A 23,002-nucleotide genomic window follows, 5' to 3' on the forward strand; every position below is an offset into this window, starting at 1 on the left:
TGAAGCAAATAAGTGGTGAGTAGTTCACTCGGTCGAACGTTTTTGTCTTACCTCAATTTGAGAATGAAGTGTCTACCTTTTGGGAATAAAGAAGTGTCGAAGAGAGGAGGAAATGAAGATGAAACAACGTGGCTACTTATCGATTCCCGTCGCCGTTGTATTCGCCGTCGTTTTCGGGCTCACCCTCGATAATTGGTGGCTCGGCATTGGAATTGGCATCGCTATGTTTTTTGCGTTTCGAGGAACAAAGAAGAAAGCGTGAAAAGATAATGAACATTTACACACCTTCAGATTGACAATTATTTGAAGACTGCTACCGTTAATGTATAGTCTATCGAAAAGGTCGTGAAGGAATGACGCTCACCGTCTTGTTGCTCAATGCTTGTGTCGCATTCACCGGATTTTATATCATCTCGAAGATTTATCATTCTTCGCTTTTTAATTCGTACCGTCTTCGTAGTTCTGTGATTGGAATACTCGCCGGTGCACTCGGTCTGTTTTTGATGTATAACGCCGTAGAAGCTAACGATATGGTCCGTGTGGATTTACGTCACTTACCGCTCGTGTTGCTTGCTTTTTATGGTGCTCGTTTTCCTTTATTCATTGCGACACTTGTCATCGCCAGTACACGATTTTTGTTCGGAATGACCGAGCAGGCCGTGATTGCGTTTATCGCGACGTTCATCGTCAGCATCGGGATGCTCTGGATTCATCGGCTGCTTCGGGAGCGACTCTTCTTACAGAGTATCTTTTTGAACGTATGGGCGCTCTTCATTATTTCGATTGCCGTCTATATCAATATGGGTTGGAGCACAGCCTATGTATCCCTCGTCTTGTCCATTTGGATGATTGGCATGCTCGTCGGTCTACTCTCGAGTATCCTCACCATCGATTTAGAACAGACGACCCGCCGTGCCATCGAGTACAAACAGTCGTCTGAACGAGACCATTTGACCGGTCTATACAATCGACGTGTGTGGGATCGATATACGGCTTCCATCGGGCAAGAGAATCGGACGTACAATGTACTCGCGCTCGATATCGATCATTTTAAACATGTGAACGATACATATGGTCACGGAAACGGTGATCTCGTCTTACAACAGTTCGCCAACATCTTAAAAGTCGAGACGCGTGCCCATGACACTGTCGCACGAATCGGTGGCGAAGAATTCGTCATCTTGATGTACGATTTGACGCCAGAGAAGGTAGACAAAGTGGCCAACCGGATACGAGAACGGATTGCTGCTGAACTATTCCACTTGAACGATTTTCCACCGATTCAAATCACGACGTCTGTCGGGGTCGCACACGGGACCTCGCTTCCCATCAAGCGGATGGTCGATCTTGCGGATTCGGCGCTCTATCAAGCAAAACATGAAGGGCGCAATCAAGTTGTTGTCTCGACCTATGACACACCACAACCGATCATGACATGAACAAACCCCGCTTCAAGTGAAAGCGGGGTTTGTTGTACTCATTTTGTAAACCGTTCAACCTCATCTGTCATGATGGCCGAAACCGCTATCAGGGGCAGGTCCTTCACATCGTTAATCGTGTAGAGCCGTGTCTCGAGCGTCGTCTGTTGTATCTGATCCCATGCTTTCGAACCGATAAATGCAGGCTGGGCGTGAATCGCCTCGGCCCGAATCGTTTCAGCGAACGAGACGGTGTCCGACTCACCCGTGAGTGTCAACACTGCAAGCCGGGCGACTGGTGCCACATCTCGCATTCGGACGAGCGTTTCACGATTGAATGAGGAGAACACGACACGGTCACCGAGTTCAAACTCGTCAACAGCAAACCAAGCGAGACGTTCGATCCCTGGATACGCATATTGATCCGTCTTCAATTCGATGTTCAGGGTGACGTTGCTTCGTTCAATCAGTCCGAGCACCTCTTCTAACGTTGGGATGCGTTCATAGCCGTCAATCTTCAACTGGCGCAACTCCTGAAGCGTCATGTCTTTCACCCATCCCGTTCCATTTGTCGTCCGGTCGACGGTTTCGTCATGAATGACGACGAGACGCCCGTCCTTCGATAGCTGTACGTCCAGCTCGATTCCGTCCACATAGGGAAGAGCTGCCTCGAACGCGGACAATGTATTTTCCGGGTAATTGGCGCTATAGCCGCGATGTGCGTAAATCAACATGTCACTGCCCCAAGGTGGAAGTTGTCTCATCGGCCGCACGCTTCAATGCTTCTTCGACCGACACCCCTTGATACAAACTTTCCATCGCGTTGACGACACTTTGACGTGATTGCGGGAACGTCGAGATGAGCGCTCCTTGTGTCGCAGGTGATGGTTTCGTCTCACTGAGTTGGTCGACCGTCACTTTCAGTTGTGGATATTTCGCCCACATTTCTTTTACGATCGGTTCATTGTATGCTTCCGGATTGATGGCGAAGTAGCCTGTGTCAACATGCCACTGTGCTTGCGCTTCCGTTGAAGCGACATACTTCATGAACTCCCATGCGCCTTCTTTCGTCTCTTCGGCAATGCCATCACCCATCCAGAGCGATGCCCCGCCGATGACGACGCCTTGACGCTCCGCTTCAGTCGGTACCGGTAAGTACGATGCGCCGATTTCAAAGTCCGCGTTGTCTGCTACCGTACGGATTCCTGCTGACGAATCAAGGTACATGGCAACTTTTCCAGATTGGAATGCCGCGCGCATGTCGTCCCAGTTTTGACCGACGTTTAGGAATGTCTTCTCATCGTACATCTCTTTGATGAGATTGAACGCGTTCTGTCCTTCTTCGCCATCAAACACGGCTTTCGTCGGGTCTCCGCTTCGTCCATTGTCATTGTCGACATACAGTCCACCTTGTGCGGCCAAGAGCTGTTCAAAGAACCAACCGTAGTTGAGCATCGTGAAGCCGGTCTGACCGTCCGTTGTCAACTTCTTCGCCGCCTCTTTCAACTCGTCATATGTGCGTGGTGCTTTCTCTGGATCGAGCCCTGCTTTTTCAAACGCCTCTTTGTTATAGATGAGGATCGGTGTCGAAGAGTTGAACGGCATCGAGTATTGCTTCCCATCGACCTGATAATAACTCAAGATGTTCTCTTCCCATACGCTCGTGTCAAAATCCTCTTTGTCGATGAACTCTTGAACTGGTGTGATTTTGTTCGAATCGATCATGTATTTCGTCCCGACCTCGAACGTCTGCATGATGGCTGGCGCGTCTTCCGAACCGGCGACCGCATTGAATTTCGTCAACGCTTCCTCATATGTTCCTTGGAAGACCGGTTTGACTTCATAGTCGTCTTGCGAAGCGTTGAACGCATCGACTTGACTGTTTAAAGCCGTCTCCAAGTCCCCACTCATCGCATGCCAAAAGACGACCTCTGTCTTTCCGTCTTCTGTCGTCGCCGCGACTGGTGCCGCTTCTTCACTGCCACATGCCCCGAGTAATAACACCGAACTTGCCAACCCTGCGAATAATCCTAACTTTTTCATTTGTCATATCCCCCTATTATTTGATAGCGCCTTGCGTCAATCCTTCTTGCAAGTGCTTTTGTCCTGCGAACAACAATACAAGTGTCGGAATGATAATCAAGATGACTGCTGCCATGACGACGCCCCAATCCGAGGCGACTTCGTTCGACTGCATCTGTTTGATGCCGATTTGGACCGTCCGCGCCTGTTCCGTGTTCGTGACGAGAAGCGGCCATAAGTACATATTCCAAGTCGTCAAAAAGCTGTACACCGACAATGTGACGAGCGGTGTCTTCGATACCGGCAAGACGACGTTCCAAAAGAATCGGAAGCGACTGATCCCGGCAATTTGGGACGCCTCGTACATTTCATACGGAATCGTTTTGAACTGTTGCCGAAGTAAGAACGTCCCGAACGCAAGTGCGAAGAACGGCACAGACAGTCCCCAGACGCTATTCAGCCAGCCGAGCGACTGGATCGTCAAAAAGTTCGGGACCATCGTCGCTTCCCATGGCACCATCATCGTCGCCAAGAAGAGCATAAAGATGAGCCCTTTTCCTTTAAAGTCGATGAAGACGAACGCGAATGCTGCAAGACTCGATAATACGACCTGTCCGACCATCACGAGGAGCGCGACAATCAAACTGTTGAGCAGGTACGTCATCATCGGGATGCGTTCGAACGCGGCCACATAGTTTTCCAATGAAGGTTCACGTGGAAGGAGATGTCCCTGGAGCACCTCCTTCCCGTCCATCAGACTGATCGAAAACGCATAGGCGATTGGAAACAGCATGACGATGGCGCTCAAGACGAGTAAGACATAGACGCCAACATTCCGTAGTCTCATTGGTAATGCACCTTCCTTTCAACCAATTTAAATTGGATCCATGTCAACAAAAGGACGGCGATGAATAGGAGCACGGCCTGGGCACTGGCACTGCCGACGTTATAGTTGATGAACGCATCTTTGTAGATGGCATAGACGATGACATTCGTCGCATTCGTCGGTCCACCTTTCGTCAATAAATCAATCTGTCCAAACGTCTGGAAGGCGTTGATCAGCGAGATGATCCCGACAAAGAAAAGTGTCGGCGACAACATCGGGATGGTGATCGCCCGAAGCTGTGTCCAATAACTCGTTCCGGCAATGTCCGCACTCTCATATAACGTCCGATCGATGTTTTGCAGACCGCCAAGTAGAATCAAGAACGTAAAGCCGATGTTCATCCAAACGGTCGCAAGTGACACGGAAAGGAGCGCATATTGTGGATCGAGGAGCCACTGTACACCGCTTGCCCCCACAGCCTCGAGGAACCGGTTGAAAATACCGATTGACGGATTGTACATGAACATCCAAATGACCGATGACGCCGCGACGCTCATCCCCATCGTCGCCGAGAACGCTGTTCGAAAGATGCCAATGCCCTTCAGTTTCTCATTGGCGAGGAGTGCGAGACCGAGCGCAATGAGAATCGTGAGCGGGACCGTCAAAAGGACGAATCCGACTGTCGCCTGAATGCTTTGCCAAAATGCGGCACTCGTGAACAGCGTGCTGTAATGACCGACTCCGACAAATTCGAGTGGTGTCCCCTGTGTGTCGGTCCGGAAAAAGCTTAAATAGATCGTTCGCAACAGCGGATAGACGAGAAAGACACCGAACAAGATGATGGACGGAGACAAGTACAACAGACCGCTCGCCGCGTCAGATAGCCGTGTCCGGGCTTTCTCTCTCGGTAAGGCGACCGTCATTGGAACACCTCCAACGCCTCAAATAGTTTCGGTTGTCGTGGCTCGATGCGCTGTCCGTTCGTATCAAATAGCGACATCTGTTTCGAATCCACATAACACGCTACTTTTTCGCCGACCGTGAGCGGCCATTGTCCCGGCCATTTTGCCAACCATTCGTTCCCTCCGACGTCAAAGGCGAGAATCGTCTCGGTCCCGAGCACTTCAATATTTTTCAGTTCTGCGTAAAATGTCACATCTTTGTCCGCTGGCTTGATTTGCTCAGGACGGACACCGAGTGTCGCCTGTGATACTTCCGTCAAGGCATTTGGGTGGAAGATGCGACCGTCCGATGCCATCCAGCCTTTTTCTTGTCGCGTGACCTCAACTAGGTTCATTGGAGGTGACCCGATGAAGGAAGCGACGAACGTATTCGCCGGTTTGTTATATAAGTCGAGCGGCTTTCCGACTTGTTGCACTTCCCCCTCATTGAGGAGCATGATGCGGTCCGCCATCGTCATCGCCTCGACTTGGTCGTGAGTGACATAAATCATCGTCAATCCGAGTTTTCGCTGTAACTGGCGAATCTCTGAACGCATCTTTGCCCGTAGCTTCGCATCTAAGTTCGAGAGCGGCTCATCCATCAGGCAAATCGGTGCCTCAGTCACGATGGCACGTGCCAAGGCGACACGCTGTCGCTGACCTCCAGATAGCTCACGCGGTTTCCGTTTCAGGTAATCGGTGAGCCCGAGTGTTTCCGCTGCCTGTAGGCAACGCTCCCGCTGTTCAAGCTTCGTCAGTCCTTTCGTATGTAGACCGAACGTGATATTTTTCTCCACCGTCATATGTGGGTAAAGGGCGTAGTTTTGGAACACCATCGACAAGTGACGCTCACTCGGCTTCATCCCGTTCGCCGCCACACCGTCGATGCGAAGCGTTCCGCTTGTGATGGATTCGAGCCCGGCTATCATCCGAAGCATCGTACTCTTCCCGCAGCCGGACGGACCGACGAGTGCGAAGAACTCTCCTGCTTCAATCGTCACGTCAATCCCTCGAATGACTTCCGTCTCCCCGAATGATTTTGTCAGTTGTTGTAGTTGAATCGATTTCATGCTAATTCCTCCTTCTGACTTTGTACGTTCCAAAGTCGTTCATCCCCGGTCGATACGGCGAATGCCCCATGATCGAGGGCGCGATGCACATCAATCGGTTGACGAATCATGCCACCCGTCACAATCGGAAAGGAGACTTCCTGGGAAATCTTCTCGACCACGCTCGGAATCAGACCCGGCATAAGTTCAATCGCATCCGGTTGTTGCGCCTCTGCGAGCTTGAGTCCGCTCGTGACCGCGTCCGAGTCGACGAGAAAGAGTCGTTGTACCGTCAAGAGCCCCGCTCGCTTCGCATGCTGGAGCACGGATGCTTTCGTCGTGACAATCCCATCGGCACCGACACGTTTGGCAAGATAATCGATCCCGTCCCGATCGAGACTGATTCCATTGATTCGCTCCGCGTGGAGGAAGACCGTTCGATTCTCTCGCTTTAAGTGCGCCACATAGCGGTCGAGCGTACTGAGCGTTCCCATCATGAGAAACGTCGTCGTCACATCCGTCCGTAAAAACGCCTCGATTTGTTTTGGACTTTTGATGGAGGCAATCATCCGTTCTTGTCCGATCCGTGCAATCGCATCATTCACTTGAATCATCCTCTCTTCAAAAAAGGACCAACAGAAACGACACGTCATCAACGTACGGGCTTCTGTTGGTCTCTCAAAGGTTCTACCGGTAACTATTCACTTGGAGTGAGGGGGTCTCACAGCTCTTATCGTAACGAATGATTGTAAAGCTATGATAAAGGAATTGCTAAGTTTCATGAAGAGAACGTAAAAAAACCGATTCACGGGGAGTCGGTCAATGTCTGTTCGGCTTTCGCTAAGATGTCGGCTTTCACGTCATTATCCCGTCCCTGCCAATTACGGACCATCATCTTCATCCGCTGGTTTTTCGAGAATCGTTCTTCGTGACGATCGATGAACCGCCAATAGAGGGCGTTGAACGGACAGGCGTCGTCTTCTGTTGTATGTTTTGGGTTGTATGGGCAATCCCGACAGTAGTCACTCATCCGGTCGATATATTTTCCGGAAGCGACATACGGTTTTGTGGCGAGCTTTCCGCCGTCCGCATGAAGAGCCATCCCGAGTACGTTCGGTAAGACGACCCAGTCATAGGCATCGATATACATCTCGTTAAACCAGTCGCTCGTCTGCTTCGGATTGATTTCAAACAATGTCGCATAGTTTCCGAGCACCATCAGTCGCTGGATATGATGATTGTGGGCATGTGCGACAACCGGTTTCAAACTTTGATGCAGACAGTTCAACTCCGTCTTCGCATCCCAGAAGAAGGACGGTAAGTCGCGTTCATGCTTGAACGTGTTCACGTCTTCATAACCGGGCATGACAGAAAGATAGACGGCGCGCATGTACTCTCGCCAACCGAGGATTTGCCGGACGAATCCTTCAATCGACGATAGCGGTGCATCCGCCTGACATGCCGCATCAACAACTTCTCGCGGTGTCAGTAAACCGATATTGATGGCAGCCGACAACAGGCTGTGTGACATCTCGGGTTCATCCGTCATCATTGCATCTTGATACGGACCGAACGTTTCAAGTCGTTCTTCTACGAACTGTTTTAGCGCACGTCTCGCCTCGGCATGTGTGACCGGCCAATGGAACGAGGTCACCTCCCCCGGATGTTCCGAGAACGTCGACTCGACTTTTTCGATAACGTCTTTCGTGATCGAATCTGGACGGAAATGGATGGCAGATGGAAACGATAGTCCTTCGTTCGGCGGTTTTCGGTTATCCGCATCAAACGACCATTTCCCGCCACGTGGCTTCCCCTCTTCGAGCAAGACATCGAATCGCTTCCGCATGTGACGATAAAAACGATCCATCCGCCACGGCTCATTCCCGAGCGTCTCGGTCGCTTCCTCTTTTGATAAGTAGAAGAGCGGGACATCCGTATGTTCGATCAGTTTATGCTTCTTCCCAAATTGTTTCAGTTTTTTCGCCATCGGTTCGTCCGTGACGGCGGTGACATGAATTTCGTCCGGAGTGTACTGTTTCACATGATTGTCCCATGCCTCTTGGAACGAATCCGCCTCATGATAATCCACGGTGTATCCTTTATCGCGCAATTCTTCAGCAAAGTGTCGCATCGCAGAGAAGATGAGGACGAGCTTTTGTTTATGGTACGGACGCCACGTCGCGCGCGACGTCGCCTCAATCATGACGATGACATCATCTTCTTTCATATCCTTCAGCATCGCAAGTTCGTGCGAGAGTTGGTTGCCGAGTATCCAAAATGAACGCATGTTGTTGACTCCTTTGTCTCATCGATGTGCTACAATCGAGCTACTTTCGAAGTGAGGTGATGATGTGTTACCACAAGTGCTACTGAAATGGATTGACAGTCAATACGAGAATCCAAGGGGTCCCGTCGGAAAGTATATCGGGGAAAAGATGGTACGCCAACACCGGGTCGAAGTCGAATGGACGATTGAACAGTTAGACATTCAACCCGGTACAACCGTTCTAGAGCTCGGGTGCGGGGCCGGCGATGCGATGGCAACCATCCTTCAACGACATCCTGACGTACATGTCATGGGTCTCGACCGATCTAAAACAATCATCGATTCAGCAAGACAGCGCAATCAGGCTTCGATTCATACAAAACGGGCCAACTTGATCCAAGGAGATTTGCATCAGCTCGAGGTGACGGACGCATCCATCGATCACGTGTTCAGCATTCACACACTATATTTCTGGAGAGATGTCACGACCGTTCTGTCTGAAATCGAACGCGTCTTGAAACCGAATGGCACCTTTGTCATCACCTACTGTGACGGGAAAGGTGATGTCGAATGGAACGACATCTCCGAGATGGTTCGGAATCAATTCATCCCCGCGGCGGTGAACCTCGGATTCAAGGACGTATCGGTACAACGTGGACCGGACTCCCGTGATTATCATACGGTCGCCGTTACGGGATGCACACCGAACTCTTAATCACTACCCGTTTTTCATTCGATCCTTTCACGCCAATCGGTTCGTTGGTGCTGAATGCGAAAACAGAAGGCTAAACCAATCGCAATCCATCGGTTTAGCCTTCTGACGTTATTTATAAAACTTGTACGTGTTCTTCCCGCTCGATTTAGATTGATACAGTGCAATGTCTGCCTCTTTCAATAATCGACCGAGGTCCGCCTGTTCGTTGGAATCATATTGAGCGATGCCGATGCTCGCTGATAACGGGAGATGGTCGTCCCATTCTTTCAATACATACAAGATCTGTTCAGCATACCCAATGACAGTCTCTTTGGATAACGCATGTGCGATTTTAATAAGGAATTCATCCCCACCTAAACGATACACTCTCGAATCAGGTATCGGCTCCATCAAACGTCTCAGACGAAGCGCCACTTCTTTCAAGACGAGGTCCCCTTCATCATGACCGAATGTGTCATTCACCCATTTGAACCCATCTAAATCAATTAAAAACAGTGCCCCACCTTGATTCGGATTCGTCTCAAAATAGTTAGACAAGTAATGTCGGTTATAAAGATCCGTCAATTCATCCCGTGAGGCACGACGTTCAAGTTCTAAATAGTAACTGAACATACGAACCACGCGCTTCAACAAGCGGACACTTTTTGAATCGTACTGGGCGCTTTTATGATTGGCGACACAGAGCGTACCGAAAATATCCCCGTTCTTCGTCAGAATCGGGATTCCCAAATACGACTTGATGTTCACTTCGCGCAGTAATGACTGAAGTCGCGTCGATTCAATCTGCGATTCGATGTCTTCATACATCAAAACTTCTCGTTGATTGAAATCGATTCGATTACATACCGTATCCTTCAAATCAAAGGACATGCCTTCTTCAAGTAGGATAGGAGAATCTTGTGAGGATAGTTTGAGTATATGTTGGGTGTCATTCTCAATTGACGTGAGATAGACTAGTTTATCTGGTACTATTTCTTTTGCTAACTCAATCAAGTCAATCGCTAGCTCATCAAAATTCCGATACATTTGAAACTCATATGAGTGCATATGGCACCTCCACTCGAAAAAAATCATCCATACTCATTATATCGAACTCTTCAACCGTTTCCTTTACTTACATCGAACAACATAAAAAAATACCTCGGACGCGGATTGGAACCCCTACGTCATGAGGCATTTTCATATAATCAGACTCATCCCCGACTCTTCCGTGTCAACGTCAATCCACCAAATCCACTGATGACAGCGATGTAAAATCCTAAATCATAGAACCAACCGGTATTGTTCACTTCATACACGCGATATGTGTCATTGAACAATCCTAAAATGAGTGACACTGGTGCAATCCATCCATGCCAGATGCCCCAGAAAAAACCTGCCGGATCCGTCGTGTAAGTCCCGTCACCCGGAACACAACCTCCGAGTAGTGTAACAAGTGTCAGCATGATGAGTATGATTCCAAATCGTTTCATCTTTCATCCCTCCTATAATGGGTATTCCCGTTTCTCCTAAAAAAAGCACTGACAAACGTCAGCGCCAAAGTTGAACCGTATTCGCAAACTCGATATCTGTCGCCAATTCACCGTCAAGTGCATGAAGATCGAAATCTTCCCCATCGAGCCATTTTTGGAAGTCGAAGATGACCGGGTCACGGTCTCCACCGAGCGCAAACCAGGTCTCGAGCGTTTCAGGGAAATAAGCAGCCGTATGAATCGTTCCCGCCCAACTCCTGTACAATTCTGAAAAGACGCCCTTGTCGGTGTCGTTCATGAGACGGAATGCGCTCTCCGCATCTTGAATCAAGTGTTGCACGACTTTGATTTCCATCATGCGACGAGTCGAATCATCAAGATGATAGCGATTCTCGTGTTGGAGTAGTTCAAAATGGTTCGTACAGATATTCGATTCCCGTACTTGGATGTCTCGAGGCGTCGCCTCGATTACACGTGTTTTCGATGATTTGTCATGGACGACGTATGTGAATGACCCGCGATGCGGAATCTCTTTTAATAAATCGACTGCTTCTTCCACCGTCGCACATGTTTCTAGAATGATTCGTCCAATCATTTGACAGACAAATCCGTCCCCGGGTCGACGACGATTGATGAAATTGTAGCCCATGGCAAGTCCTTTTTCATTCATTCCGTCCATACGTCCGGTGACACGAGAGACCGGTCCGATGACCGCATACCCGTCATCCGGTTGAAAGACGTTGTATCGACCGTCATACGTCATCGGGTGATAATCGTAATTCCGAACGAGAAAGTTATCCCCCGTCAAAATCGAACAGCCGCTGATTGGATTGTTGACTCGAAAATGTCCGAAATGAAGTAACGTGTCATTGAGCGACAGCTTCAGCTCATCTTGTAACCCAATCAACTCCTCCCAAATCTTTGGAGCAAATTCATCGAAGGCAGCCTTCGCCTCAGTCGCATCAATCTCAAATCGCGGAACGCGTAGTTTCCACTGATCCGTCCGATTTTCGAGCAATTGACTGCGCTTAATATATTTTCCTTGAAATCGTCCGAAGTCATAATGACTTCCCCGAAACTGTGTCAGTTCACTAGAGAATTGTTGCATGAAAAAACCTCCCTTGCGCCCATTATAGCGGACGCACGAGAGGTCTGTCTGAAGTGAGACTGTTTATAACTTGAACTGTTGACTCATTCGTTGCATGTCCTCTGCCGTGCTCGACAAATCTTTTACGAGACGATTCATCGTCTCACTCGTCGCCGACATCTGTTCCGTCGAAGCAGCCACTTCCTCATTTCCGGCTGTACTTTCTTCTGAAATCGAAGCAATTTCAGACAGTCCATGTTGAATGTGATCCTGGTTCGTCTTCACTCGATCGAGTTGGCCACGCATCGAACTCGTCAACTGTTGCATGTGACGAACGCTCTGTTCGATTTCAGTGAATGCAAGCTTCGTCGATTCAAGTGTCGCTTTCCCTTCCTCTGCAGCCGTCATGCTCTCTGTAAAGGTTTGACCGAGCGCAATCGAGTTTTGTTTGACGCTTCCGACGATTTCCGAAATTTCACTGACAGACTCAGCGACACTATCCGAAAGTTTCCGAATCTCCGAGGCGACGACGGCAAACCCTTTTCCGTGTTCACCGGCCCGAGCCGCTTCAATCGCTGCATTGAGTGCAAGCAAGTTTGTCTGTTGTGAAATTTGACGAATCATCGTGACCAGTTCCGTCACCTCGTCCGCTTGTTGTTCAAAGTCGCGGACTTGTCCTTGTGATGTTTTTACTTGCGCATGAATGTGAGTCATTTGATTGACGGCACTCTCCATGTAACGTAGACCATCCATCGTCACCCGACTGACGACTTCCGCCTGTTCACTCACTTGTTCTCCGTCTGATGTCGTTTGCTCGACAAGTGTCGAAAATTCATTCATATGTCCGTAAAGACGCATCGTCAAGACACTTTGATTCTCAACACCGCTTGCGATTTCTTCCATCGTATAGGCAATTTGGCGAGAGGCATCATTTACCTCTTCTGAGATACCTGAAACGTTGCCACTCTCATCCCGTACCGTCTGTGCCGACGTTTGAATGCCGGAAATCAAATCTTTTAACATATGTGTCATCTTCTCCATCGACACCGTCAGACGTTTGATTTCGTCATTAGATTTTAACTTAATACCTTCAACCGCAGTCGTCGCTGTCGCCAAATCACCTTCAGCAATGGATGTGGCCACACGCTCTAATGCTTGGAGCGGACGCAATTTCCAGCCAAGATAACGCCAGATGATGATTCCCGAAACGACAAGGAGCACGAGTAAACCGATTAAGATTGGAACTAGACTCTCTTTTAAGACATCTCCTGTAATCGCGGAGACCTCAGTAGCAGCTTTATCAATTCCGAGTACCCCAACTACCTCGTTCCCTTGTTTAATCGGGACAAGCACCGTCACATACTTCCCGTACTCCGGATCATCGATGACATCGGTTGCGACGGTCTCACCTTGGAATGCGGGCTTTGCTCCTTCATACGTCATCGCTGTAGTCGGAGAACCGATTTCTGCGGCATCTGCCTCGTTCAAACCATCTACGATGATTTGGACTTCCTCGCCCTCTGTGGCAATCGTGTAGACATACATCGCACCGATTTGCTGACGATATGCATCTAAGTATTCACGAAACTGCTCATACTGCTCATTTTTTGACGGATTCGCTACGAAGGATGCATAGGCATCGACATCCAACGATTCACTAATCCGTTCACCATCTTCAATTAACGTCGCATGTAACGTACTGAGTACGGAATGCTTCGTACTGAAGTATTGCACTACTCCAAACAAAATGATGAGCAACGTGACGAAGACCAACATTGATGCTAGAATGCGCGTCTGTAACGACTGTGATTTCTGTTTCATCTCAAAATTCCTCCATTCTCTCCTTACTCTTTTTATCGGATAGAATAGATTTATCTCCACAAAAAAACAGGCGATTTTCGACAACATCGCCTGTTTCTTATTCACCATTTGTCGAATTAATGACTTCGAGTGGTATCGTGACTTCCGATTCACCTTCTTCAACGAGATGGAAGAGTGGAAGTGTCTCTGATACGAACAGATCCGGGTCTACGTCCGTCTGATACTCATACGTCCGAATATCCTCTTCACGCTCTGCAATCAGTTCACCAAATGGAATCGCAACGCGTTCGCCTTCGACCTCATAACTCATGACCGTCGTCGGATCAAGACGACGATTTTCGAGCATTCGAATCGTGAAGAGCATCGTCGTGTTATTCGTTCGTTCAAGAGAAACGGCGATTGCATCGGACTGTCCTGCACGTTTATCAATCATCGTTTCATCCACATTTTGCTCGTAAACGACATTTTCCTCACTCGACTCTTCTGTCTGGAGTTGCTGACAACCCACAATCGTCATTAAGCCGACTAGTAAGACAATAACTAAAGCACGCATCCCATTTCTCCTTACTTCAAGGCGAAAGTGAGTTCTGCTTCACAAGCAACTTCTCCATCGACCGTGGCCACGGCACGTCCTTTACCGATTGGTCCACGAATTTTCATGATTTCTACCTCGAGGCGAAGTTGATCACCCGGGACGACTTGGCGTTTGAAACGGCAGTTGTCAATCCCTGCAAAAAAGGCGAGCTTGCCTCGATTCGATTCGTCTTTCAACATTGCAAAAGCACCGACTTGTGCGAGTGCTTCAACAATCAAGACACCTGGCATGACATTATAGTCTGGGAAATGCCCGTTAAAGAACTCTTCATTCGCCGTGACATTTTTTAATCCAACAGCACGCTTCTTTTCCTCGACTTCGATAATTCGATCAATTAACAGAAACGGGTATCTGTGTGGGATTACTTCTTTGATTTGCTCAATTGTATACATCCATCCACCGCCTTTAAGAGGTTAGCCAAAAATCGGTGATATGGCGCCAGGTCTCGATGTCAAATACATCTTTCCAATCGCCTCCGCCAATGACGCTATATCCGATGACCGCTCCGAGGGCGAGCATCGCGATTGCCAACACTAAAACAACGAGCACGCGCAGTAAAATCGGGAATCGACGATGATTCGATAATCGCGATTGCTTTGTCTGCTTCGTCTCTTGTTCTGGTGAACCTTTTTGTTCTTCCGAACTCGTCTGTTCATCGTTCGACACGTCCAACCATCCTTTCAGCTAAAATGATTATATCATATTAGTACCTGGTATTAAAATGCGTAAATTGCTACCTTTTTAGTGTACCCTATGCAGAAAAGTCGAACAAGCATCCTTCCCTTATAGAAGTCGAACGATTTATTTATTTCTTCCTTTCAAATATGCTACGCTTAAATTATTCAACGTCAGGAGGTTTGTTTATGTGGAAAGAATTTAAAAAATTCGCGATGCGCGGGAATGTCATCGACTTGGCGATTGCTGTCGTACTTGGTGCAGCGTTCACTGCCATCGTGAACTCACTCGTCAATGATATCTTTATGCCGCTTCTCGGAATCATTATTGGAGGAATCGATTTTTCTGGCTTAAAAGCAAGTGTACTCGGAGTGGATGTGTTATATGGCAATTTTATTCAACAGATTGTGTCCTTCTTCTTGATCGCCATCGCCCTCTTCTTGGTTGTCAAAGTCATCAATCGTTTACAGCGTGAAAAAGAAGTGGAGGAAGCTGCTATTCCGACCCCAACGAAAGAAGAGCAACTGTTGACAGAGATTCGTGATCTGCTAAAAAATCGTTCTTTATGAATGCGAAGGCGCCCGACTACTGTCGTGGCGCCTTTTCAATGACATGACGCACGCGTTGGACCGCATTCGTCAATAGTGGAGCTGCTTCCCAAATCGCTTCTTCTAACGTCATGATCCGAGACACGATCGGAAAAATGGCGACGATGCCGGACTCCATATGCGATGTGTAATCGGACTGTCCGGTGAAGACGAGGGTCGGGACCCCATGCGTATTCGCAAGGCGTGCCAACCCATACGGTGCCTTTCCCTCAAAGCTTTGCGCGTCAAATTTACCCTCTCCTGTAATCAGCCAATCTGCTTTTTCTAACTGTTCTTCGAGCTTAGACCAACTGACCACTTCTTCGACGCCACTCACGTAGATTGCACCAAGCTGCAATAGCGCAAAGCCGATGCCGCCAGCCGCCCCTGCTCCAGGAAGTGCTCTTCTATCCACTTCAAAACAGTTCGCGTAGTGATCCAGGATCCGGTCATATCGCTTCACTACATCTGCCGCCAATCCTTTCTGGGGGCCGAACACATAGGCTGCTCCGCTTTCACCAATCAATGGGTTCTGTACATCGGAAGACATTCTCCATACGACCTCGCGCGCACGCGGATGAAGACCGGACCAATCAATTGATGCCACTTCTTCTACTCGATGGGGGATGGTCGATAGCACAGCACCGTTCGCATCGAGAAAACGAACACCTAACGCCTCAAGCAATCCTTTTCCACCATCCATCGTCCCGCTCCCTCCGAGCCCGACGGTGATGATCCTCGCCCCACGCTCTAGCGCTTGAACGATCTGTTCACCGACTCCGACTGAACTGTAGCGCCACGGATCGACATGAGCGAGGAGTGTCAATCCTGCTGTTTCCGCCACTTCGATTACCGCGTGCCTCGTTGACGGCTCGAAACCAAAACGTGCAACGCGCTGTATTCCATCCAAGCACACGACATTTTCTTCTATAATGGTCCCATCCGCATGTGTCGCAATCCAAGCATCCAAAAAACCTTCTCCTCCGTCAGAGATCGGTATGATGGTGACCTCATGCCCTTCAAGCGCACGAAGGACCGCTTGATTTGCTTCCATACTCGAAAGTGAGCCTTTGAATGAATCCATCGCGACTACAATCCGCATTGATGCTTCTCCCCCTTTGTCTATAAAAAAACCGCTTCTCGGCTCGAGAAGCGGTAGGCGTTATGGACGTAACGCCGTGACAAGCCCCATCATCTGATCGCTCATCGACATCGCCCGTGAGTTCATTTGATATGCTCGTTGTGTGATTGTCATATCAGTCATCTCTTTCGTCAAATCAACGTTCGATGACTCGAGTGTCCCTTCAATCAATAGATTTCCGAGTGGACGATCGACTTCGGTCTCCAAATCCGCTGCGAACACGTTATCTCCGAGCGGACGTAATTCCGACGTATTGCGGACTTCTACGATGTCGAGACGTCCGAATTCTTGTTCAACGCCATTCACACTCGCAACGACCACACCGTCTTGACGAATGCGCTGATTCGTCGCATCGTTCGGCATCGTGATTGGATTACCGTCATCTCCAAGAAGCGGATTCCCGTTCACATCAACGAGCGTCGTCTCGTCACCGACTGACAATTGCATGTTTCCACTTCGAGTCACCCCGACACCGTTCGGCGTGTCCACGACAAAAAATTGACGGCTCGCCTTTAAAAAGACGTCCAATCCACGATCTGTCGTACGTACTTGTCCGATATTGAACTGCTGTGTAATATCGGCGACATGTCCCCCGACTCCAATCCGAATCCCGTTCGGTGTGTCTCGACCGACTTCGAATTCAGGACGCGGTTGGTTGTTATACGCCTGCGACAATAGCGAAGCAAAATGCCCCTGTTGACGCTTAAAGCCGACCGTATCGACGTTTGCGATATTGTGACCTGTCACATCTAATTGACGCTGAAGTTGAGACAGAGAGTTGACCGAGTTATAAATGGACTGCATGGTGTTCCTCCTTAACGAATACGAGCGATTTCGATTGCTCGCTCGGCACTTTTATCATACGCTTGGACGACCTTTTGATTCGCCTCAAACTGACGATACGTCATCATCAAGTCTGCCATCGTCTGGTCGAGGTTGACGTTCGCTTCTTCAATAAATCCTTGTAGTACTTCGACCTGGGCCTGCGCCGGGGCATCACCCGTCACACGCCAGTCATTGCCGACTTGTTCAAGAGTCGTCAAGTCATCGATTTGGTAGGCACCAAGAGTCGCCACGTTTTGTCCAAGCGATGTGATGACACCATCTTTCCCTACTTGAAACTCGCTCGATGGCAGTTGGATTCGTTCCCCTTCATCAGAAAGGATATATCCGCCGTCCGCAGAACGAAGGAAGAGCGCCTCATCGATCGAGAAGCGTCCATTTGTCGTATACAACGTCTCGCCGCCTTGTTCGACCGCAAACATCGGGGCTCCCGCAAAATTAGTAGGTGCCTTTAAATACAGGTCGGTCGGGCTACCGGATTCTGTGATACTTCCAGCTGAGAAACGGGGCATTGTTTCTTGAAGATAGACGCCCATTGATAGGGTACCTACTTCTCCCTTCACGCGCGATTTCGCGTTATCCGGATTGCTGACTTGTGCAAGAAGCATCTCCGGAAACGAACGTACCACGCCATCAGACGCTTTGAAGCCTGGTGTTCTCACGTTACCAAGGTTGTTGCTCAAAATCTCTTGTTGGCGCTGCAGGGCATTCATCGCTCCCGCTGCTGTATATAATCCGCGTAGCATAATCGTCTTCCTTTCATCCTATAACATGATTCACTCTCTATATCGTACCAAACGAGCGTGACATTCACCGTTTTTTCAAAAAAGTTCATCCCATAAATTAGGATGAACTCTCTTCATTGACATGGTCGACCATCGGTAACTCAACAATCATCGTCGTTCCTTCTCCTAGTTGAGATTGAACAGAGATGGTACCACCGTGCAGTTGAACGATCTCTTTACAGATCGCTAAACCTAAGCCGGTTCCACCGATGCGTTTACTTTCTTCCGAGGCCGAACGATAAAATTTATCAAAGATTCGCGTCGCATCTTCTTCCGAAATACCTAATCCTTCGTCCGATATCCCGATTTGAATCGTGTCACCCTCACACGTGACATCAACCGTCACATTCCCACCGTTCGGTGAATATTTGATGGCATTGTTCAGGATGTTTGAGAAGACTTGACGTAATTGGGCCGGATCTCCTGCGACAAATAACGATTCGTCACAATCAAAGTGGAAGAAATGATGCTCCGTCGATCCTGCATGGATTTCGAGTAGATCTGATAATAAATCATATAGACTCTCTACTTTAAAGTCTGGTACGCTCATACCCGCCTCCATTTTTTGAACATCTAGCAAGTCACTCACGAGACGTTCGAGCCGCTTTGTCTCACTCGCAATCATGTCTAAATAGCGCTCTCGCTTCGTGTTTTCCAATTGACGCCTTTTGAGCAGTTCTGAAAAACCGAGAATCGAGGTAAGGGGCGTCCGAAGCTCATGGGATACTGTCGCCACAAGTTCTGTCTTCAAGCGATTGATTTCTGTTTCCTGGGTAATATCTCGTGAGACGAAGATGACACCCACGCGTTCATTTTGCAGATCAATCGGTTCGGCGTACATGCGAATCGTTTTCTGACCTTCCTGCATCGTATACGTATACGTTTCATCGAATATACCTTCTTCTTTTGCACGTTTTGTGAATTGATTCAACCTCTCCGGATCGTCAATCTGGTTCATGAACATCGGATAGTACATCGCAATCGGGTATAGACTGCCCCGTTCCGTTGATGGAAGTGGATGCTCATACAAGTCAAAGAGTGCACTATTCACGAATCGTTCATTCGTCTCGAGTTCCGTATAGACGATAGAATCGCGCATCGTGTGCAAAATTCGAGCGGTCTTCTCTCGTTCACGATCGACTTGATCTTGTTGGGTCCGAAGTGAGGTCGCCATCTCATTAAACGCTTTCGACAACTGTCCGACTTCGTTTTGTAGCGGTTTAATCGGGATGAGTGTCGCGCTCGGGTTGCTCGCGAGACGCTCACTGTTTACCATCAGCGTCTGCAGTTGATTGGTCAACCTTAAAATATATGGCTGCAACCCGACAAACAATATGAACAATGCCCCGAGTAGAATCAAAAGCCACATCCATTGGGCTTTCACTAACTGTTTTGACAGCGCATCTCGCAATTCACTTTCTTGAAAATCAAGATTTTGTCGATAGTCGGTAAAGACCGACTCCATATCGACGATGCTCGCACTCATATCGGCAGCACTACTTGAGTTCAGTTTAAATCGTGTCTGAGTCGATGTTTCATTTTTCGGCATGAATTGCCCTACGGTGCGCATCTGCAGGAACGATTCATCGATTTCTCCTGCCTGCTTCGCAATCACATACTGCTCAAGTGCCGGCATGACGCGTGTCGTATAGATCGAGAAGAGAAGTCTCGCATCCTCTGCGAACTGTACTTCTTCCGCGTTTCTTGCCTGTTCTTCGAACCATGTCGTTTGCTCGTCGATATTCGTTTGAGCTGTTCTTACTTCTTCTAATAGCGCACGTTCTCCTAACAGGACGTGCCCTCGTAATTCATATTGCATCGATTGCCACGTTTCAAACAGATCTGTCGCCCGTGCACGTTGCTCACTAATTCGTTCTAATTTTACGGTCGTCTCTTGAATCGATTGCTGTGTATAAAAATAGGTCCCAATCGATGTGAGTGTCACTAAGGCAATCAATATATAAAAAATCGTCATAACTTGTCGACTAATGCGTTGTTCAATCCAACGTTTCATGGAATGCCTTCTTCCTTCACTCTTAGAATGCCTCACTTCGTACGGTGAATGACTTTTTCTGTTCAAACAAAAAAAGTTCGGGTACGATGATGAGACGGAGAGTCACTTCAAAAATTCATTCACCTATTAGGAAGAATAACGGAATGACCTCACAAGAAACTCACAAAGATTGAAGGGAATGTGCTCATGACGCGTAATCGAATGACGTTTATCTTCATCCTTGTGTTGTTGGTTGGTGTCAGTCTCACTTTATTGATTCGACATCAGTCGATCAATCCGATCGTCACCGTTAACAAGGGCGAAGCTTCTCTTCTCTCTTCTACTGTCGACGAAGAGATTTTGCGACTAGACGGCTCATGGCGCTATGAGTCAGGGATTGTCACCCAAGTTGATCGCCGCTCCTATCGAACCATTCCGTTTACAACCCCTTATCGTGAATCCACCTATGAACTCGATCTCGCGTTGCCGAACGGTACGTATGCCTTGCTCATTCCAAAGTCCCTCTCCTCTTCTACGATTTTGATAGATGGGAAAATGGTTGAAACGGTACAAATTGGAAACAATCGTCTCGTCGAGCAGCCGTCTCTGCTCTTGCTCGATGATGAAACAAAACAATTCCGACTGACGATTCAACATGAACGACAGGCAGGTAATTTTGCACCCATCGAAGAAAGTATATTAGTCGGACCGTTACATGCCATCATGACCACTCAAAACGCTTATGCCGGCTACGAATTTTTCATATTGCTCATTTCACTTTTGATTGCCATGTTCTATGCCATCGTCTATCTCTTTCACCGAAATGAACGCTTGTACGGTTTCGGGACAGCTTTCTTTTTGTTGACGAGTTTTTCCATCATGTCCCGAGATGGCATGTGGATCTCGGGTAGTGATAAGTTGACGTTGAGTTTAGCCTTACTGAGCATCATCATGTTGATTGAGTTTTCAAGATGTTTGGAACGTGTGTCGTTTGACCGGTTTTTGGCCATTTCGAGGTACCCGTTGTACGGATTGACTGGTTTAGCCATCCTCTTGCCCGCTTCCGTTTACGAGGTGTTCGAATATTTTGTATGGATGATCGTTCTATTCATCACGTTCTTTTGGGTCGGCTTGAACATCGGATGGCTCCTTGAAAAGTATAAGACCGGCAATCCGCTCGAATTACTAACTTTCACACTCGCCCAACTCGTTGGGTATATCGGAATTATGACGTCAACGTTCATCGTTTCGCCCAATCAGCAGCTGTACGCCAATACGTTTACCATCATTTATTTCCTATTGATGTTTTTACTTCTACCGATTCACTTGTCTACCGACAAAAGAAAAAAACAACAAGTCGAAGTGTTGGCTTCCCAGCATGAGTTGTCCTTCTTCAACGCTCAAATCAAACCTCACTTCCTTTACAATACGTTCGGGAATGTGATTGCACTCTGTTACACGTCTCCACCCGATGCGGCTCGTCTACTCAGTCACTTAAGCACTTACGTCCGCTTCATTTTTGAAAATGGTCGAACCGAAAACGAGATATCGATTCGCCAAGAAGTCGATATGATTGACTCGTATCTCGCCATTGAACAGACGCGATTCCGTGATTCGTTCTACGTCGAGAAAAAAATTGATGAATCTCTTCTCGACTGTTCGATTCCACCTTTATTAATTCAACCACTCGTTGAAAATGCCGTGCGACATGGCCTCTATCGACACCCAGGACAAAAGCGATTGACACTTTCTATCCAGGAACGAAACGGAATGATTGAGATTTATGTTCAAGATACAGGGAGTGGTTTTGATCCAAACGTATCAAACAAAACATCCGGGATTGGGATTTGCAATATTAAAAGTCGAATCGAACACCTTCATGGTGCAACGTTTGACTTAGCTTCCACTTTGAAAAAAGGCACCACCATTCACCTGCGTTTACCAAAACAGGAAAGGACGAATCATTTAGATGCGTACGATTTTAATTGAAGATGAACATCATATTTTAGGGATGATGGAGCGGATTGTAAAAGAAGAGCCGTCTCTTGAGTGGGTTGGTTCATTCCAAAGTCCGGTTCAAGCTCTCACTTTTATTCAAGAGCACCCGGTAGACCTTGTCTTTTTAGATATCGAGATGCCTGAAATGACGGGGCTCGAATTGGCGACCTATTTGCCAGAACGGACACAAGTCGTCTTCACGACCGCCCATCAACAGTATGCCGTTGAAGCGTTCAATTTGCATGCCACGCATTACTTGTTGAAGCCCATCACAGAGCAGATGATTCATAACGTCATTCCGCGTATCATCCAGCGCTATGAGGCGATTCAACAAAAGAATCTCAATCAATCTTGTCGCATACAATTTCTAGATCGTTTTTCGGTACGAACACAAGATGGAAATCTTGTGAAGTGGCCAACACAAAAAACAGAAGAGTTATTTGCCTTCTTAGTTTTTCATCGTAAGCAGGTCATTAATAAGTGGGTACTTGCCGAAACCCTTTACCCGGACATCGATGAACCACAACGCGCCTTACACAACGTATACAACACGATTTATCGATTGAAAAAGACGTTAGCTGAACATGAACTCGATATAACTGTTAATACAATAAATAATGGCTATTCGATCGAACTTGGTGATTCCTGTGCCTGTGATTATTATGATTGGCTTGATGCACCAAATCCTTCAATTTCTAAAACAGACTTAAAAAATCGTTTATTTGTTGATAAAGACTATACATGGCATTGAAAAAGACATCTCACACT

24 protein-coding genes are annotated in these 23,002 nt (G+C 47.9%); 6 read left to right on the forward strand and 18 right to left on the reverse strand.

Annotated features, from left to right (window positions below; genetic code table 11):
• Nucleotides 1-118: 118 nt before the first annotated feature.
• On the forward strand, nt 119-262 hold the full coding sequence (locus KNO68_RS09025) for a hypothetical protein (protein WP_026825140.1): 144 nt from the start codon (nt 119-121) through the stop codon (nt 260-262).
• Between the two features lie 91 nt (nt 263-353).
• Nucleotides 354-1,439, forward strand: coding sequence for a GGDEF domain-containing protein (locus KNO68_RS09030; RefSeq protein WP_078147635.1), 1,086 nt, complete (start codon nt 354-356; stop codon nt 1,437-1,439).
• A gap of 38 nt (nt 1,440-1,477) precedes the next feature.
• On the opposite strand, the gene KNO68_RS09035 is transcribed toward KNO68_RS09030, so the two are convergent.
• From KNO68_RS09035 to KNO68_RS09065, 7 genes are all read right to left on the reverse strand, one after another.
• A complete protein-coding gene (locus KNO68_RS09035) occupies nt 1,478-2,182 on the reverse strand; it encodes a glycerophosphodiester phosphodiesterase (RefSeq protein WP_215112364.1) in 705 nt (234 codons plus the stop codon).
• Nucleotides 2,154-3,461 carry an ABC transporter substrate-binding protein gene (locus KNO68_RS09040; RefSeq protein ID WP_214687529.1) on the reverse strand — a complete coding sequence of 436 codons (1,308 nt, stop codon included), beginning with the start codon at nt 3,459-3,461 and terminating at the stop codon, nt 2,154-2,156. The genes KNO68_RS09035 and KNO68_RS09040 overlap by 29 nt, the downstream gene beginning before the upstream one ends.
• A 16-nt stretch (nt 3,462-3,477) precedes the next feature.
• Nucleotides 3,478-4,287 carry a carbohydrate ABC transporter permease gene (locus KNO68_RS09045; RefSeq protein WP_214757961.1) on the reverse strand — a complete coding sequence of 270 codons (810 nt, stop codon included), beginning with the start codon at nt 4,285-4,287 and terminating at the stop codon, nt 3,478-3,480.
• Nucleotides 4,284-5,189 (reverse strand): carbohydrate ABC transporter permease, encoded by a 906-nt coding sequence (locus KNO68_RS09050; protein ID WP_214757963.1) that lies wholly within the window; start codon nt 5,187-5,189, stop codon nt 4,284-4,286. The genes KNO68_RS09045 and KNO68_RS09050 overlap by 4 nt, the downstream gene beginning before the upstream one ends.
• Nucleotides 5,186-6,277, reverse strand: a complete 1,092-nt coding sequence (locus KNO68_RS09055; protein ID WP_214687531.1) for an ABC transporter ATP-binding protein — start codon at nt 6,275-6,277, stop codon at nt 5,186-5,188. The genes KNO68_RS09050 and KNO68_RS09055 overlap by 4 nt, the downstream gene beginning before the upstream one ends.
• Entirely contained in the window at nt 6,274-6,861 is a 588-nt protein-coding gene (locus tag KNO68_RS09060) for a glycerol-3-phosphate responsive antiterminator (RefSeq protein WP_372522694.1), read from the reverse strand. Before KNO68_RS09060 ends, KNO68_RS09055 begins: the two co-directional genes overlap by 4 nt.
• A gap of 200 nt (nt 6,862-7,061) precedes the next feature.
• Complete coding sequence (locus KNO68_RS09065) at nt 7,062-8,543, reverse strand: cryptochrome/photolyase family protein (protein WP_214730244.1); 1,482 nt, start codon at nt 8,541-8,543, stop codon at nt 7,062-7,064.
• Between the two features lie 64 nt (nt 8,544-8,607).
• Here KNO68_RS09065 and KNO68_RS09070 point away from each other — a divergent pair, with 64 nt between their 5' ends.
• Complete coding sequence (locus KNO68_RS09070; protein ID WP_214730243.1) at nt 8,608-9,237, forward strand: class I SAM-dependent methyltransferase; 630 nt, start codon at nt 8,608-8,610, stop codon at nt 9,235-9,237.
• Between the two features lie 108 nt (nt 9,238-9,345).
• Here KNO68_RS09070 and KNO68_RS09075 read toward each other — a convergent pair whose 3' ends face one another.
• From KNO68_RS09075 to KNO68_RS15050, 7 genes are all read right to left on the reverse strand, one after another.
• A complete protein-coding gene (locus KNO68_RS09075; RefSeq protein WP_214687538.1) occupies nt 9,346-10,284 on the reverse strand; it encodes a sensor domain-containing diguanylate cyclase in 939 nt (312 codons plus the stop codon).
• A 146-nt stretch (nt 10,285-10,430) separates the two neighbouring features.
• Nucleotides 10,431-10,709, reverse strand: a complete 279-nt coding sequence (locus KNO68_RS09080) for a hypothetical protein (protein ID WP_214686241.1) — start codon at nt 10,707-10,709, stop codon at nt 10,431-10,433.
• Nucleotides 10,710-10,767: 58 nt separating this feature from the next.
• Nucleotides 10,768-11,817, reverse strand: a complete 1,050-nt coding sequence (locus KNO68_RS09085) for a C45 family autoproteolytic acyltransferase/hydrolase (RefSeq protein WP_214686248.1) — start codon at nt 11,815-11,817, stop codon at nt 10,768-10,770.
• A gap of 63 nt (nt 11,818-11,880) precedes the next feature.
• On the reverse strand, nt 11,881-13,617 hold the full coding sequence (locus KNO68_RS09090; protein ID WP_215112365.1) for a methyl-accepting chemotaxis protein: 1,737 nt from the start codon (nt 13,615-13,617) through the stop codon (nt 11,881-11,883).
• A 97-nt stretch (nt 13,618-13,714) separates the two neighbouring features.
• Nucleotides 13,715-14,170: a hypothetical protein gene (locus tag KNO68_RS09095; protein ID WP_012727337.1), complete on the reverse strand. Its 456-nt coding sequence runs from the start codon at nt 14,168-14,170 to the stop codon at nt 13,715-13,717.
• 11 nt (nt 14,171-14,181) lie between these two features.
• A complete protein-coding gene (fabZ, locus tag KNO68_RS09100) occupies nt 14,182-14,604 on the reverse strand; it encodes a 3-hydroxyacyl-ACP dehydratase FabZ (protein ID WP_031422282.1) in 423 nt (140 codons plus the stop codon).
• A gap of 13 nt (nt 14,605-14,617) precedes the next feature.
• Entirely contained in the window at nt 14,618-14,878 is a 261-nt protein-coding gene (locus tag KNO68_RS15050; protein WP_078147647.1) for a DNA-directed RNA polymerase subunit beta, read from the reverse strand.
• A gap of 197 nt (nt 14,879-15,075) precedes the next feature.
• On the opposite strand from KNO68_RS15050, the gene mscL reads away from it, so the two are divergent.
• Nucleotides 15,076-15,456, forward strand: coding sequence for a large conductance mechanosensitive channel protein MscL (gene mscL / locus KNO68_RS09110; protein ID WP_078147648.1), 381 nt, complete (start codon nt 15,076-15,078; stop codon nt 15,454-15,456).
• 16 nt (nt 15,457-15,472) lie between these two features.
• Here mscL and KNO68_RS09115 read toward each other — a convergent pair whose 3' ends face one another.
• The 4 genes from KNO68_RS09115 to KNO68_RS09130 all read right to left on the reverse strand — a co-directional run bounded on the left by KNO68_RS09115 (nt 15,473) and on the right by KNO68_RS09130 (nt 20,257).
• The gene (locus tag KNO68_RS09115) at nt 15,473-16,576 is read right to left on the reverse strand and encodes a glycerate kinase family protein (protein ID WP_215112366.1); all 1,104 of its coding nucleotides are present in this window, start codon (nt 16,574-16,576) and stop codon (nt 15,473-15,475) included.
• A gap of 60 nt (nt 16,577-16,636) precedes the next feature.
• Nucleotides 16,637-17,419: a flagellar hook-basal body protein gene (locus KNO68_RS09120; protein WP_012727342.1), complete on the reverse strand. Its 783-nt coding sequence runs from the start codon at nt 17,417-17,419 to the stop codon at nt 16,637-16,639.
• Nucleotides 17,420-17,430: 11 nt separating this feature from the next.
• Nucleotides 17,431-18,204, reverse strand: coding sequence for a flagellar hook-basal body protein (locus KNO68_RS09125; protein WP_078147650.1), 774 nt, complete (start codon nt 18,202-18,204; stop codon nt 17,431-17,433).
• Nucleotides 18,205-18,301: 97 nt separating this feature from the next.
• Nucleotides 18,302-20,257, reverse strand: a complete 1,956-nt coding sequence (locus KNO68_RS09130; protein ID WP_214686047.1) for an ATP-binding protein — start codon at nt 20,255-20,257, stop codon at nt 18,302-18,304.
• A 186-nt stretch (nt 20,258-20,443) separates the two neighbouring features.
• Between KNO68_RS09130 and KNO68_RS09135 the strand changes: the two genes are divergently transcribed.
• Together KNO68_RS09135 and KNO68_RS09140 are read left to right on the forward strand one after the other, a co-directional pair.
• The gene (locus tag KNO68_RS09135; RefSeq protein ID WP_078147652.1) at nt 20,444-22,225 is read left to right on the forward strand and encodes a sensor histidine kinase; all 1,782 of its coding nucleotides are present in this window, start codon (nt 20,444-20,446) and stop codon (nt 22,223-22,225) included.
• Entirely contained in the window at nt 22,206-22,985 is a 780-nt protein-coding gene (locus tag KNO68_RS09140; protein ID WP_214686045.1) for a response regulator, read from the forward strand. The genes KNO68_RS09135 and KNO68_RS09140 overlap by 20 nt, the downstream gene beginning before the upstream one ends.
• Nucleotides 22,986-23,002: the final 17 nt, after the last annotated feature.

The sequence above is a fragment of the Exiguobacterium sp. s75 genome (assembly GCF_018617145.1).
GTDB lineage: Bacteria > Bacillota > Bacilli > Exiguobacteriales > Exiguobacteriaceae > Exiguobacterium > Exiguobacterium profundum.